We start from the raw sequence: 13,759 nt of genomic DNA, 5'->3' as shown, positions 1-13,759 counted from the left end.
ATGGGACACAGTCATGGGCATAATCACTCACATGGCGATCTAAAGGGTCGCAATCTTCTTATATCCATTGTATTAAATATTGCCATTACCGTGGCACAGGTTATTGGTGGCCTGCTTTCCGGAAGTTTATCTCTGTTGAGCGATGCCTTGCATAATTTCAGTGATGTTTTGTCGCTCATCATCAGTTATATAGCCAATCGGTTGACCAAAAAGAAAGCCTCAGCACAAAAGACATTCGGGTATAAACGGGCTGAAATTTTAGCAGCCTTTATCAATGCTTCAACTTTAATGATTGTAGCTATTTTGTTGATTGTCGAAGCTATTGAGCGTTTTCAAAATCCCCAGGAAATAGAGTCTAGTCTAGTCATTTGGTTATCTGTAATTGCTATTTTAGGAAATGGCTTTAGCGTACTGTTGTTGAAAAAAGACGCTAATGCTAACATGAATATGAAAAGTGCCTACCTGCATTTGCTGACGGATATGATGGCCAGTGTGGCCGTATTGGTTGGAGGTATTTTAATGTTATTTTATCAGATATATTGGGTAGATAGTTTGTTGACTTTGGCCATAGCTTTGTATTTAGTTTGGATGGGATTTGATTTGTTGAAGAATTCAACCAAAGTGTTGATGCTGTTTACGCCAGATGACATCCCTGTTCAGAAAATTGTTGACGAATTGAATGCTTTCGAGTCCATAAAAAATGTGCATCATGTACATGTTTGGCAGTTAAACGAAGAGGAAATTCACTTGGAGGCCCATATTGATTTTCATGAAAATATTACCTTGTCCAAATTCGATGAAATTTTACATGAAATAGAAACTCATGTGTTCAAAAAGTACGATATCAATCATGTTAACATTCAACCAGAATATGGTAAGGATGATGCCAAAGAAGTGATTGTACAGGATTAACAAAACGAAACTATGTTAAGTATAAAAGTAAAAACCTTCTCAGAATTAACTGCAGAGGAATTGTACGCGATCTTGCGTTTAAGAAGTGAAGTTTTTGTGGTGGAACAGGATTGTGTATATCAAGATATCGATGGAAAAGATCAAAATGCCATACATATTTTAGGTTTTAAAGCTGATGAATTAGTGGGCTATGCTAGAGCTTTTAAGCCAGGAGATTATTTTGAAGAGGCGAGTATAGGAAGGGTAGTAGTATCAAAAAAAGAAAGAGCTTTTAAATATGGTTATGATATGATGTACGCAGCAGTTGAAGCGTTAGAGCAAAATTTTAAGGAAAAGACTATTAGGTTATCAGCACAGTGTTATTTAAAAGGGTTTTACAATAAAGTAGGTTTTGAAGCTGTGGGAGAAGTCTATCTTGAGGACGGGATACCACACGTGGCGATGATCAAGGAATAGACTATTAGCGCTTTAAGGCGAAATACCCTCGAACCGCTCCGCCGTTGTTTAATACAATTTCGTACCAATAAGTATCCGATGGCAATAATTGCCCATTGAATATGCCATCCCATTTTGAACTAGGCAATAAAAACTTCAACAGTTTCCCATTTCTGTTGTAAATTGAAATATGCTTAATCTCATTAAAGGTATCTACTATTCCCCAAAAATCGTGCTCACCATCATTATTTGGCGTGAAATATTTTGGAATGAAGTAGTTTGGGCTTCCGGGAGATGAAATAATAACATTGAATCGAGATTCATTGCTGTAGCAACCGTTGGTATTGAAGATATAAATGGTCTGTGAGGTAGTAATAATTTCACCAGAAAAAAGGGGTTGTCCTGTACCATTGGATCCAGTAAAATAGGAGCCGTCATTAAGTGTAGGTAAGATAAACTGGTTCCCAAAAAAATCATTTAGAACGTCAACATCAGGGGTAATATCAGCCACTGCATCACACTCCTCTTGATTGGTAACAAAATTGGTAATTGGCTCAATATTTGTCCAATTTGAAGCACTATAGATAGGGTCGTCCACAAATACACAAGATAAGTCTGGGTTCTCCCGAGCATCAAAAAAAGTCACATTGGTGTTTGCCCTATTTTTAATATTAAGGTTGCAAAGTGAATTGTTAGCTACATCAACATGGTTTAATGAAGCGTTTCGATTCAATTGGAGTGTTGTTAAAGTGTTGTCGTTGCAAATTAATTCCACCAAATTTGGGTTTCGGGATACGTCCAAATCATTCAACATGTTATTTCCACAACTCAAAATACCAAGGTCTCCATTATTGAAAAGATCAAGCGAGGATATCATATTTCCCATACAATATAATTGCTGTAAAGCGGGATTTTGAGAAAGGTCTAAAGTACTGATAAAGTTGTATTCGCAATTCAGCACGTTCAACGATGGGTTATTGGTCACATCCACTTCGGTAAGCCTATTATTGCCACAATGAAATACCTTTAAATTAGAATTTTGGGATACATCAAAATTTGAAATCTGATTGCCAACGCATAGAAATGTGTTTAAGGAGAGGTTGTTGGACACATCAACATCTGTCAACAAATTATTACTGCAAACTAGAGACAGCAATCTTGAATTGTTGGACACATCTAAAACGGGAATCCGGTTGAAATTACACCAGATGATGCTTAAGTCTGAATTATTTGAAATATCCAGACTTGTAATTCTATTGAAAGCACAAAACAGTTGTTTCAAATTGGTGTTTTGAGAAATATCAAGAGCTGATAATCGGTTTTCTGAACAATCTAAAACTTCTAAGGCAGAGAAGTCTTCTATTCCGGTTAAATCATTGATATTCAATTGAGAAACATCCAAATCAATTATAGTATTGATGTTGGAGGTAGGCACGAGGTTGTCCAAAGGTCCAGTATCATAGCCTTTGTCAATCAAAGCCTGTTCAAAAGTAGCATCAGGTACAAAAGTGTTCTGTGGCTTAGCGTAACCATAGACCAGTAATAGGACGACTAAATGCAGGTACTTTGAGGACACAACGGAAAAATTGAGTTTAAAGGTAAAGATTTGTTGACGCTTTACCGCAAAACGCCTATATATTGCATCAATTTTGGCTGAAATTTTATAATTGGAAGTTTGAAAGCGCTACTGACTTTCATTGTTACCAACGTAAGTAATCAGGATTTCTACACGCCTATCGTATTTTGGATCGCCACCCAGAGGAAATTTTCGCCTTAAGCCCAAGTAGCGCATGCGTTTTTTATCCACGCCTTTTTTAGCAAAATAGTCATATACGTATTTAGCTCTGGCCACGGAAAGATTACGTTTTTTGGTTTTCTTATCAATGGCGTCCCTAGTATATTTGGTACAACATACATGTCCTTGAATGGTGAAATAAATATCATCGCGCTCAACCAAAGCTTGTGCTATATTCTGCAATATTTTTTTTGAAGGTGGCGTTACGGTGCTATAACCGGTTTTGAACAAAATATTTTCGAAAACAATCTTATCCCCAACCTCTAAATGGCCTTTAATTTTCTGCGGCACTGTTTTCTTTTTTACTTCGGCTACCACTTCTTTTACCTCTGGTTCCGGAAGTTTTTCAGTAACAATGATTTCAACTTTTCGGTTAAGCCCTCTGATTTTTAAAACGTCCTTTTCATCTACTATTTTCAGCAGAATTTCACCTTTTCCATCTACGTTGGTAATCAACGATTCACTTATTTCATTGTTAGAAAAGATGGTTTTTATGGCGTCTGCACGCTGTTGCGAAAGCTTCATATTGTAGGTGTCCGCACCAACATCATCACAAAACCCATAAATAGCAATAGACTCAATTTCGATGTCCTGAAGTTTTGAAATGAAAAGTAAAAGCCTGTTTTCCTCAGTTTTTGGCACCACGAACTCGTCCGTGTTGAAATACACGTCATGGGTATATTCGGTTTGGGAGAATCCGAGATACGCCTGAAAGCATACTAATATGGCTATTAATAGTCTATGCATGTTTGGGAGCAATAAATAATGTTTAAAGATAGTATTTTTTGAAAATCTACCTTAAATAATCCATGTAAGTCATAGTATTACCGAGGATTTGCGTGCTTTTCTTAATATATTCGTCATGGGTTTTATAATAATCGTATAATCCTTCGCGATACGTATAACGTTTTACGATGTCTTCAGTAAGCATCTTCAGAATAAAATCTCTATGCGCATCGATAGCTTTATTTTTGGAGGCTTTTAGACCTGAAATAAGGGCGTTATAGTCGGATTCTATATCATCGTTTAAATTTTCCTTTACAGAGGTGTCATAAGCTTTAAACAATGCTTTTTCGGTATCCGTAGTGAAGGAAAAGTTGTTTTTCTCCATATAGGTTTTAAAGTCATTGAAATCAATATCCGTCAATTTAAAATTCACTATATCCTGATCAGGATGTTTGTAATAATAATCCGTGGCAAAATCGAAAATCAAATTACTTTGGATGATGGCTTTAGTGATGGTAGAATTCTTCGTTTTTCCAAAAGTAACGTCGGGAAAAATACCGCCTCCATCAAATACTTTTCTGCCATTTTTGGTTTTGAATTCGTTGTAGTTTTCCTGTTTTACTCGAACAGCTTCGCCTTTGTCGTTACGGTTCCAATAGTCCAAGGATTGGATGCATCGTCCTGAAGGGGTGTAATATCTTGAAATGGTGATTTTTACTTGGGTACCATAGGTTAATCGTTTTGGGCGTTGCACCAGGCCTTTACCAAAACTGCGGGAGCCAACAATAACAGCACGATCCAAATCCTGTAAGGTACCCGACACAATTTCGCTGGCAGAAGCACTGGAACCGTCTATTAAAACCACCAAGGGAATTTCAGTGTCCAAAGGTTCTTTTTGGGTGAAATATTGACGGTTGTATTTTTTTACTTTTGATTTTGTGGTGACTACCAATTGGCCTTTCGGAACAAACAGGTTTACTACATTGACAGCTTCGTTCAGCAAACCGCCCGGATTTCCTCTTAAGTCGAGAATAATTCGCGTTGCTCCTTGGGCTTTAAGATCCCGAAGCGCATAATTGGTTTCAGCGGATGCTTTGCTGTTAAACTTGCTTAAGACAATGTAACCCGTATGTTCGTTTACCATCGAAAAATGGGGCACAGCCTTGATATCCACTTCTGCCCGTTGAATGGTGGCGCTTTTGGTCTCGTTATTACGTGTAAAAGTTACATTAATGGATGAACCGGATGGTCCTTTGAGCAGATTTCCTGCATCATCTTTATAGTCTGAAACCATAACATCGCCCACTTTTATGATTTCATCCCCAGCCTTTAAACCAGCTTTGTCCGCGGGGTAATCCTTGTAAGGTTCAATAATCACCAACTTGTCTTTTTTGGTCATTACCTTGGCACCAATGCCCGTATAATCGCCGGTATTATTAATTCTGGCCGCTTCTACATCCTGTTCGTTCATAAAACGAGTGTAGGGGTCCAAATCGTCCAACATGCTTTTGATGGCGGTGTCCATTAAATCCCCAGGGTTGGTTTCGTCCACATAATTCATGTTCAGTTCCTTGAACAACGTGGTGAAGATTTCAATCTGCTTCGCGATTTCAAAAAAATCGTTTTTAAAGGCAGTGGTGCTTAAAAACACGGCGCACAGTGCTATTGGAATTAGTATTTTGGTTTTTAATAATCGTTTCATAGAGCTTATTTAAGATTTGGAATGTTGGTTTAAAAATTTTCCGAACAGCTTTTTCATGCTGGCGTCCACTTGGGCAAAAGTTGGTTTGTCTTTGCCAATGTACAAAATCATAAACGCATGTTGTGTTGTTAAATTGTTAAAAAGATCTGGTTTGTTTAAGCGGTAAGCCTCTCTTAACAAACGCTTTATGCGATTTCTGTCCACAGCAGTTTTAAAATTTCGTTTGCTCACGGAAACTCCGGTTTTCACCAAAACACCATCATCAAAAGTAGTGCCTAGATACACCAACCGCAACGGAAATACCGAAACCGATTGCCCTTCGGAAAAGAGTTGGTCAATCAATTTCTTGCTTTTCAGCTTTTCTATTTTGGGGTAAGTGAAATTCAACAGGCCTTATTTTAGGGCCAAAGGTAACAATTTTGGAGGGTTGGTTTTTTTCGTTGCCGTTGTTGACGGCAATTGTTTATAAATTGAAATAGTATTTACGTTTCTTTATTCTGTAAGCAGAAATTGCCACGATACGCCATATTTGTCCTCACACCATCCGAATTTTTTTCCAAACCCATAATCCCCTTCCCCTCTGTAATTGTCAAGGGGAATCATTATCTTACCATAGTTGGAAGAAAGTTTTTCGAATAAGGTTTGGATCATTTCATCTGAATTATCAGATATAAAAATTGAAACCGAGGGTGTAAACGACCAAGCATGATTATAATTGCTTTCAGCTACCATATAGTCAGTTCCATTTAGCGAAAATAGACCATATTTAATCAATTCGGGCGTGCCTCCTTCCTCTCCTTCGGAGTATTTGACTATCCTTTTAATTTCTGAATTTGGAAATATGGAAGTATAAAACTTGATGGCTTCCTGGGCTTTTCCGCATCGGTCACCTACGAACGTTAAAAATGTTGTTGTAGTCATAATTATTTATTCATTTAACAATTGTAGTGTTTTTTATAATCTCTGTCAAGCTTGTTCAATGCTTAGTTTTGGCAATCGATTTGAATCATTAAGGGGTGCATAGAAAGAATTACTTTATCTAATGGCACGCTGAAACGAAGTTAACGGAAATTTTGGCAAAGACAAGTCGTTTTAGGTATCATTAAAATTCCCTAACTTTAAAAACACACACTAGTACCCATGACAAAAATCATAGAATCCATTTGGTTTTAAGGGTATTTTTGGATTTGGTAATGACATAAAATGAAGGATTATGGGAGATTTAAACGTTTCGAAACTGCACAGGAAAAAGGATAGGGCCAATTATGTACACCACTTGCTCAATGATATTGAGGCTCTGGAAATGCTGTTGGAAAAGGGCTGGATTGAGTCCGAACCCATACGAATAGGCGCAGAACAGGAGTTTTGTTTGGTAAAGCATAATTTTTCACCAAGTAGCAATGCGTTGGATATTTTGCATGATATTGACGACCCGCATTTTGCTACCGAAATAGGTGACTATAATCTTGAAGCTAATTTAGATCCTTTGGAGCTAAATGGTGATTGTTTTTCACGAATGCACCACCAATTAAAATCCCTGCTGAAAAAAGCTGAGGAAGCGGCCGCTAAAAAGGACACTAAAATTGTATTGGCAGGCATATTGCCTTCTATCGGATTGGACAATGTAGGGGAAAAGCAAATGACACCCCTGCAACGCTATACCATTTTGAATGAAGTTATAAAAGCATCCCGAAAACAAGATTTTAACATTCACATTCAGGGTGTGGACGAGTTGAATTTGCTGTTCGATTCCGTGATGTTGGAAGGTTGTAACACCAGTTTTCAGGTGCATTTGCAGGTAGCTCCGGACAATTTTATTGACGCGTACAATTGGGCGCAGGCCATTGCCGGCCCTGTTTTGAGCACCTGCTCCAATTCCCCTTTGCTTTTTGGCAAGGAACTATGGAGCGAAACGCGTATTGCGCTTTTCACCCAGAGTATTGATACTAGGGCCAATTCCTATCAGTTGAATGAAAATCAGTCACGCGTAAGCTTTGGGCGTGGTTGGTACACGGGTTCGGTAACCGATATTTTTAAGGACAATATTTCACGGTTCAGAAGTTTTTTAACTTCGGATTTTATTCACGATAGCGTCAGTTTGATTGAAGAAGGCAAAGTACCACGGCTACTTGCACTCCAATTGCACAATGGCACTGTGTATCCGTGGAACCGCGCCTGCTATGGTGTGGGTAACGGGAAGCCCCACTTGCGTATTGAAAACAGGTATATTCCCTCTGGACCAACTGTCGTTGACGAAATGGCAAATATGGTGTTTTGGGTAGGTGTGATGATGGGCAAACACAAGAAGTATAATAACATACATGAAACTTGGGATTTCAAAGATGTAAAAATCAATTTCTTCAATGCGGCCCGTTACGGCATGGCCGCCCAAATATATTGGGACGGAAAATACGTGTCCTGCAAGGATTTGATTTTGGACGAGCTTCTTCCCATGGCCTATAAAGGATTATACAGGTTTGGTGTCGATCCAAAGGATGCCGAGTATTATCTGGCGGTGATTGAAAATAGGGTGAAAGGACTAAACGGCTCGGAATGGACGGTAAGAAGCTACAGGCACCTGTTAAAAAGCCATAGGCGCTTTGAGGCCATGCAGATTTTAACTTCAAAATTATACGAAAAGCAAATAAAGGATTATCCCGTTTCAACTTGGCGTATTTTACAGGAAACCAGCGAACTTCCAGAGCCAGAAAGTAGGGTTGTTAAACACATTATGAGTACGGATGTGTATTCGGTGGACAAAAACGATAGCGTTGAATTGGTTTTGAATATTATGCAATGGAAAAACATTCACCATCTACCCGTGATTAACCACGCCAAGGAACTGCTTGGAGTGCTGTCCTGGACAGACGTTAAGGATTATTTAGATGACAAGGAAAAAAAGCAACAGTCCGTGGAATCTATTATGGAGAAGGATATCGTCGTGATTAGCGAAAGAGACAGTATTGAAAAGGCAAAAGGAATGATGGCCAGGCACAATATCCACCTTTTGCCGGTCACCAAAAATGGTAAGCTCATCGGACTGATCACCTCAAATGATTTTTGATTTTGACGACCAATATCGATAACATAATGCCCCAAACACAAACTATGACGAGGGTTCTCTTCAAGATTGAAAAAAGCGCCGATGCGCCCACCATTGTGTTTTTTGCCGGGATACATGGCAATGAAAAGGCTGGGGTCATTGCTCTTAATCATGTTTATAAATCTCTGGACAAGAGCCAACTAAAAGGGAATGTATATGGTATCTTAGGGAATATCAAGGCTCTGGAAAAAGAGCAACGCTTTATTGACACCGACCTAAATAGGTTGTGGACCAAGCACCGCATTGACAAGATTTTTTCAAAGGAACACCCGAATACGGAGGAGCTCCAATTAATTACGCTATATAACCTTCTACAGAACATATTAAAATCGAATACTGGTCCGTTATATTTTATCGATCTACACACCACATCAAGTAAAACATTGCCTTTTATTACAATTAACGACGCTATGATTAACAGGGCCTTTTCTAAACAGTTTCCTGTACCTATTGTTTTGGGCATCGAGGAGTATTTGGAAGGTGCTTTATTGAGTTATATCAATACTTTAGGCTATGTGTCTATCGGTTTTGAATCCGGACAGCATACGGACGCCGCTTCAGTGGAGAACAATATTGCTTTCATCAATCTGGTATTAATGAACACAGGGATTTTGGAAAAGGAAAAGATAGATTTTGATGCGCACTTTCAAACATTGGTAAAAGCTTCCGAAGGCGCTAGGCGTTTTTTTGAAATCGTCCATTTGCTTAGAATACGGCCCAATGATGAGTTCAAAATGAAAGAAGGTTTTAAAAGCTTCCAAAGGATAGCCAAAGGGACGCCATTGGCTTTTCTTAACGGCACTGAGATTCAGTCCGGCCATGATGGGCATATTTTTATGCCATTATATCAAAAGAGGGGTGGCGAGGGCTTTTTTATTATTAAACCTATCCCCCAATTCTTTTTAAAACTCTCTCGGATTTTAAGGCGTTTTAAAGTGGACGGCTTGCTTATTGCTCTGCCGGGCATATATTGGCATGACAAATACGCTGGGGTGCTAAAGTCAAACTTAAGAGTAACCCGATTTTTGGCTAAACCTATTTTTCACCTGTTGGGGTATCGCAATAGGCGCGTGACGGAAGACTTTGTATACCTCTATAATCGTGAGCGTATTGCTAAATTAAGTTTATATAAAAATACCCAATGGGCTAGGGCAGAGCGTTTGTAACTTAGGCTTTAAGCGAAAAAAGCGCAGAATAAATTCAAGGCTGACAATCATAGTTGTAAAATTCAACTATATCATATACTTCCCATTTTTTAAACTCGTTATTTTCAATTTTTTCTATAAGTAATGGACAATCCTTAAATGCCTCCATATGCTTCTTTTTAAGAATATTTACTACTTTGTAAAGCATATCCTCAATTTTCAAATAGTAAATCTCATAAGGGTTTATCATGATTGAGACGCTGTTTGGAGGGCTATCAGCTATTAAATGGCTTGGACTTTTTGGAGTATCAGCGTAAAGGGAAACTTTGCCATCAAGAATTAACTTATACAGCTTTGGCATAGCGCCAGGTTTCTTTTTTACATACCTATATTGCCAACCTTTTACATCATAGCCTTGGATTTGTTCACGATCATAATCTATGGGTTCTGCATCTTTTTTTGGTTTGATTTTTATGCCGTCAAACGTCTTAACCCTTATGAATCCTTGAGAGGTAGAATCGCCTTTAAAATAAACCGTGCCTTCATGATACTGCGCATGGATAATAGGGAAAGTCAACATAAATAATAGGGCAATTGTTCTTTTCATGGCTATTGTATTTGGTGGCGAAAAGACTATTAAGATTTATATATTATTATTGCAATATACATGAAAGCCATAAACTATACATTCCGAAAGGCAACACTTCAAGATGAAAAAGCACTTGATGAGCTCATCCAAGCATCTGCAAAGGCGATCAACCAGTCATTTTATTCTGAAAGGGAAATTGATGCGGCCCTGAAGTCTGCTTGGGTGGTGGATAAACAGTTGATTTTAGACAACACATACTGGATTGTCGAAAATAAAGAAGGTTTGGCAATTGGTTGCGGAGGCTGGAGCAAACGCAAGTTATTGTTCGGAAAAAGTGATACAGATCATACTTCGGGCGCTAAACTCGACCCCAAAAGTGAACCCGCAAGAATTCGAGCTTTTTTTGTACATCACGATTACAAAAGACAGGGCATCGGAAGCATGATTTTAGAGAAAAGCGAGGCTGAGGCTAAAGCTTCCGGTTTTTCATCAATGGAACTCGTAGCAACATTAAGCGGAGAAAAACTATATGCATCTAAAGGTTATCAACCCATGAAACGTTATGAAATTGATTTGGAAAATGGGGTGACTAATCAGGTGGTATCTATGTATAAGGCTTTATAAAATTTCAATCACCTTTTTAATCCGCTTCACACTCTCGCCCTTCCCAATCATAAACATAATGTCAAACACGTCGGCCCCCTTTAAAGCACCAACCAAGGCTAACCGTAACGGCATCATAACCTTTCCGAAACCGATTTCATTTGAAGTTATCCAACCTTTGATTTCAGTTTGAAGGGTTTCAACGGTAAAATCTTTAATGTTTTCAATAATGGAAGCCACTTGCGCCAAAATGGCTTTTGTACCCTCTTTAAATGCTTTTTTTGAAGCTTTTTCGTCATAAGACGTCGGAGCAACGAAGAAGAAATGGCTTAGGCTCCAGAAATCTGAAATAAACGTAGCACGTTCTTTTATTAATGCCACTACCATTTCAATATAATTCACATCTATGTCATTTCGACCAGAGGGAGAAATCTCATCACCATGAGACCCTTCGACTGCGCTCAGGGTGACATTGCGGTCAACAATTGGCTTAAAAGCTCTTGCCAATTCTGCATTATCCTGCTCCTGCATATAATGGTGGTTAAACCATTTGGTTTTATCAGGGTCAAAACGGGCGCCGGACTTATTGACGCGCTCCAAATCAAAAGCATTGATTAATTCGTCCATACTGAAAATTTCCTGCTCTGTACCAGGGTTCCAACCCAAAAAGGCTAAGAAATTGACCATCGCTTCGGGGAAGTAGCCGTCTTCTTTGTAGCCTCTTGAAACATCACCTGTTTTGGGGTCGCTCCATTCCAAAGGAAATACCGGAAAGCCTAGTTTATCACCATCACGTTTGCTTAATTTTCCTTTTCCGGTAGGTTTTAAAATCAGCGGTAAATGTGCAAATTCAGGAGCTTCCCAACCAAAGGCTTGATATAATTGATAATGCAAAGCTAAAGAAGGCAACCATTCTTCACCACGAATCACATGGGTGATTTCCATTAAATGGTCATCAACAATATTGGCCAAATGATAGGTAGGCATCCCGTCACTTTTAAACAATACTTTGTCGTCCAAAATATTAGTGTCAATTTGAATGTCCCCGCGGATAATGTCCTTCAAATGTAAGGTTTCCTCTTGTGGTGATTTAAAGCGAATGACGTAATCTTCACCAGCATCCAATTTGGCTTGTACTTCCTCTTCAGAAAGCGACAAAGAGTTTTTCAATTTCAAACGATTGTGCCAATTGTAAATGAATGTTTTCCCTTTGGTTTCGTGGTCTTTTCTATGTGAATCCAATTCCTCTGAAGTATCAAAAGCGTAGTATGCGTTTCCCGAGGCGATTAATTCATCAGCATATTTTTTATAGATCGCCTTGCGCTCGCTTTGGCGGTATGGGCCATAATTTCCTGGATTTGTGGGGCTTTCATCAGCAGGCATCCCACACCAATTCAAAGCATTGATAATATATTGTTCAGCACCTTCCACATAGCGATTTTGGTCGGTATCTTCAATTCTAAGAATAAAAGCGCCACCGTGTTTTTTAGCAAAAAGATAATTAAACAGTGCCGTACGAACACCGCCTACATGCAAAGGCCCAGTTGGACTTGGCGCAAAGCGCACACGAACATTTTTGATCATAAAAGATGAGTAAAAAGGGTTCAGTTGATGCCTGCAAAGATAAAACGATATTTAGGATTTGAAATGTTAATGCCAAATCATTTTACAAAGCCTTAAAACAACCTGAGTTCGATGTATGACGATTTGATAATCAATTATTTAGAGTGTTTATTGTTACAAGTATGTCATTCCGATCGAGGAACGAGGAGGAATCTCACCTTCATGAGATATCTCGTCGCTCATCCTTCGCTCTGTCGAATATGACAAAGCGCGGTTTTTCAATATTTTAATAATAATTTATTTGTTGATATTTAAATCGAACCCATATTAAAATACATCAAAACTTATGATACAACCCCAGAGTCAAGGCTGGACTTTTGGCCACGTTATTCCCCGAAAATGCTCCGCCAAAACCGGCATTGATGCCAAAGGCATCAGTGATTTCGCCAATGATTTTTAGACCGTAGGTGGTATATTCTTGATTATTGACGTAAAGGGCGGTCAGTTGGTTGCTAACTGGCAAGTTGATATTTCCATTTCTAAAGGATTCGACAATGTCCAAAAAGGCGATAAGTAGAATCTTTTCCCAAGGTTTTGCCCCTATTTCACCACCAATTTTGAAATTACTGCTATAACCGTTGGTTCGAAGATTAAGCCCCGTAAACCCTTGAACATAGAACCCATCAAAACTTCGGCTTGCATTTAGGGTTGGCGTAAATGTCCAGGCATCATAACCAGTTCTAATTCCCGAAGTGTTATCAAATGAACCTGTATTGGCTTCCACATTCAATTGGCCGGCAATCACCCACTTTTTGTTGTAGAATTGTTGTTTGAGGCCGATTTCAACATTACCCAATTTTGATGAAGCATCAGCATTGGTGACACCACTTGAATTTCCAACCAACCCATCAGTTTTGATGAACTTTAAAGGTAAATTAAGGATGATGGTAGTTTTATCAGTCAACCCATATTCCGCATAAAATTGGAGGGTATTATCTACAATTTCACGTTCGGTAAGGTACTCTGGATTAGCAAAAATTTCGCTATAGCTGGGAATGGTAGTAAAGGCAATTTGGGTATAGGCTTTCCCCTTTTTTAGTGTCCACCCACTTTGGGCATTTATAATTTGGGCCGAAATCAAAAATAGAAAGGCTAAATAAGTCCGCATAAGCACTAATTTTTGGTC

13 protein-coding genes are annotated in these 13,759 nt (G+C 38.7%); 5 read left to right on the top strand and 8 right to left on the bottom strand.

The features are described from left to right. Entirely contained in the window at nucleotides 1–912 is a 912-nt protein-coding gene (locus H7U19_RS15980) for a cation diffusion facilitator family transporter (protein ID WP_186563879.1), read from the top strand. Nucleotides 913–924: 12 nt separating this feature from the next. Then, nucleotides 925–1,368 (top strand): GNAT family N-acetyltransferase, encoded by a 444-nt coding sequence (locus H7U19_RS15975; RefSeq protein WP_186563878.1) that lies wholly within the window; start codon nucleotides 925–927, stop codon nucleotides 1,366–1,368. A 4-nt stretch (nucleotides 1,369–1,372) separates the two neighbouring features. On the opposite strand, the gene H7U19_RS17050 is transcribed toward H7U19_RS15975, so the two are convergent. The 5 genes from H7U19_RS17050 to H7U19_RS15950 form a co-directional block, all read right to left on the bottom strand. Continuing rightward, nucleotides 1,373–2,923, bottom strand: coding sequence for a T9SS type B sorting domain-containing protein (locus H7U19_RS17050; protein ID WP_186563877.1), 1,551 nt, complete (start codon nucleotides 2,921–2,923; stop codon nucleotides 1,373–1,375). A 108-nt stretch (nucleotides 2,924–3,031) separates the two neighbouring features. Next, nucleotides 3,032–3,889: an OmpA family protein gene (locus tag H7U19_RS15965; RefSeq protein WP_186563876.1), complete on the bottom strand. Its 858-nt coding sequence runs from the start codon at nucleotides 3,887–3,889 to the stop codon at nucleotides 3,032–3,034. Between the two features lie 46 nt (nucleotides 3,890–3,935). Continuing rightward, entirely contained in the window at nucleotides 3,936–5,570 is a 1,635-nt protein-coding gene (locus H7U19_RS15960; RefSeq protein WP_186563875.1) for a S41 family peptidase, read from the bottom strand. Nucleotides 5,571–5,579: 9 nt separating this feature from the next. Beyond that, on the bottom strand, nucleotides 5,580–5,957 hold the full coding sequence (gene rnpA, locus H7U19_RS15955) for a ribonuclease P protein component (protein ID WP_186563874.1): 378 nt from the start codon (nucleotides 5,955–5,957) through the stop codon (nucleotides 5,580–5,582). Between the two features lie 105 nt (nucleotides 5,958–6,062). Further along, entirely contained in the window at nucleotides 6,063–6,491 is a 429-nt protein-coding gene (locus H7U19_RS15950; protein WP_186563873.1) for a VOC family protein, read from the bottom strand. A gap of 292 nt (nucleotides 6,492–6,783) precedes the next feature. On the opposite strand from H7U19_RS15950, the gene H7U19_RS15945 reads away from it, so the two are divergent. Then, complete coding sequence (locus tag H7U19_RS15945; protein ID WP_186563872.1) at nucleotides 6,784–8,634, top strand: CBS domain-containing protein; 1,851 nt, start codon at nucleotides 6,784–6,786, stop codon at nucleotides 8,632–8,634. Between the two features lie 44 nt (nucleotides 8,635–8,678). Continuing rightward, nucleotides 8,679–9,839 carry a succinylglutamate desuccinylase/aspartoacylase family protein gene (locus tag H7U19_RS15940; protein ID WP_246454833.1) on the top strand — a complete coding sequence of 387 codons (1,161 nt, stop codon included), beginning with the start codon at nucleotides 8,679–8,681 and terminating at the stop codon, nucleotides 9,837–9,839. A gap of 34 nt (nucleotides 9,840–9,873) precedes the next feature. On the opposite strand, the gene H7U19_RS15935 is transcribed toward H7U19_RS15940, so the two are convergent. Beyond that, a complete protein-coding gene (locus H7U19_RS15935; protein ID WP_186563870.1) occupies nucleotides 9,874–10,425 on the bottom strand; it encodes a hypothetical protein in 552 nt (183 codons plus the stop codon). A gap of 60 nt (nucleotides 10,426–10,485) precedes the next feature. Here H7U19_RS15935 and H7U19_RS15930 point away from each other — a divergent pair, with 60 nt between their 5' ends. Continuing rightward, the gene (locus tag H7U19_RS15930; protein WP_186563869.1) at nucleotides 10,486–11,031 is read left to right on the top strand and encodes a GNAT family N-acetyltransferase; all 546 of its coding nucleotides are present in this window, start codon (nucleotides 10,486–10,488) and stop codon (nucleotides 11,029–11,031) included. Here H7U19_RS15930 and gltX read toward each other — a convergent pair. Together gltX and H7U19_RS15920 are read right to left on the bottom strand one after the other, a co-directional pair. Then, a complete protein-coding gene (gene gltX / locus H7U19_RS15925; RefSeq protein WP_186563868.1) occupies nucleotides 11,026–12,594 on the bottom strand; it encodes a glutamate--tRNA ligase in 1,569 nt (522 codons plus the stop codon). The genes H7U19_RS15930 and gltX overlap by 6 nt on opposite strands. A gap of 316 nt (nucleotides 12,595–12,910) precedes the next feature. Continuing rightward, on the bottom strand, nucleotides 12,911–13,741 hold the full coding sequence (locus H7U19_RS15920; protein ID WP_186563867.1) for a transporter: 831 nt from the start codon (nucleotides 13,739–13,741) through the stop codon (nucleotides 12,911–12,913). Nucleotides 13,742–13,759: the final 18 nt, after the last annotated feature.

Source organism: Hyunsoonleella aquatilis (assembly GCF_014270105.1).
GTDB lineage: Bacteria > Bacteroidota > Bacteroidia > Flavobacteriales > Flavobacteriaceae > Jejuia > Jejuia aquatilis.
Note: the sequence above shows the minus strand (reverse complement) of the source record. Positions and strands in the feature narration are given on the sequence as shown.

Coding starts and splice junctions, on each gene's coding strand:
- H7U19_RS15980 (WP_186563879.1), top strand. CDS start 1: ATGGGACACAGTCATGGGCATAATCACTCACATGGCGATCTAAAGGGT.
- H7U19_RS15975 (WP_186563878.1), top strand. CDS start 925: ATGTTAAGTATAAAAGTAAAAACCTTCTCAGAATTAACTGCAGAGGAA.
- H7U19_RS15965 (WP_186563876.1), bottom strand. CDS start 3,889: ATGCATAGACTATTAATAGCCATATTAGTATGCTTTCAGGCGTATCTC.
- H7U19_RS15960 (WP_186563875.1), bottom strand. CDS start 5,570: ATGAAACGATTATTAAAAACCAAAATACTAATTCCAATAGCACTGTGC.
- H7U19_RS15950 (WP_186563873.1), bottom strand. CDS start 6,491: ATGACTACAACAACATTTTTAACGTTCGTAGGTGACCGATGCGGAAAA.
- H7U19_RS15945 (WP_186563872.1), top strand. CDS start 6,784: ATGGGAGATTTAAACGTTTCGAAACTGCACAGGAAAAAGGATAGGGCC.
- H7U19_RS15940 (WP_246454833.1), top strand. CDS start 8,679: ATGACGAGGGTTCTCTTCAAGATTGAAAAAAGCGCCGATGCGCCCACC.
- H7U19_RS15935 (WP_186563870.1), bottom strand. CDS start 10,425: ATGAAAAGAACAATTGCCCTATTATTTATGTTGACTTTCCCTATTATC.
- H7U19_RS15930 (WP_186563869.1), top strand. CDS start 10,486: ATGAAAGCCATAAACTATACATTCCGAAAGGCAACACTTCAAGATGAA.
- gltX (WP_186563868.1), bottom strand. CDS start 12,594: ATGATCAAAAATGTTCGTGTGCGCTTTGCGCCAAGTCCAACTGGGCCT.
- H7U19_RS15920 (WP_186563867.1), bottom strand. CDS start 13,741: ATGCGGACTTATTTAGCCTTTCTATTTTTGATTTCGGCCCAAATTATA.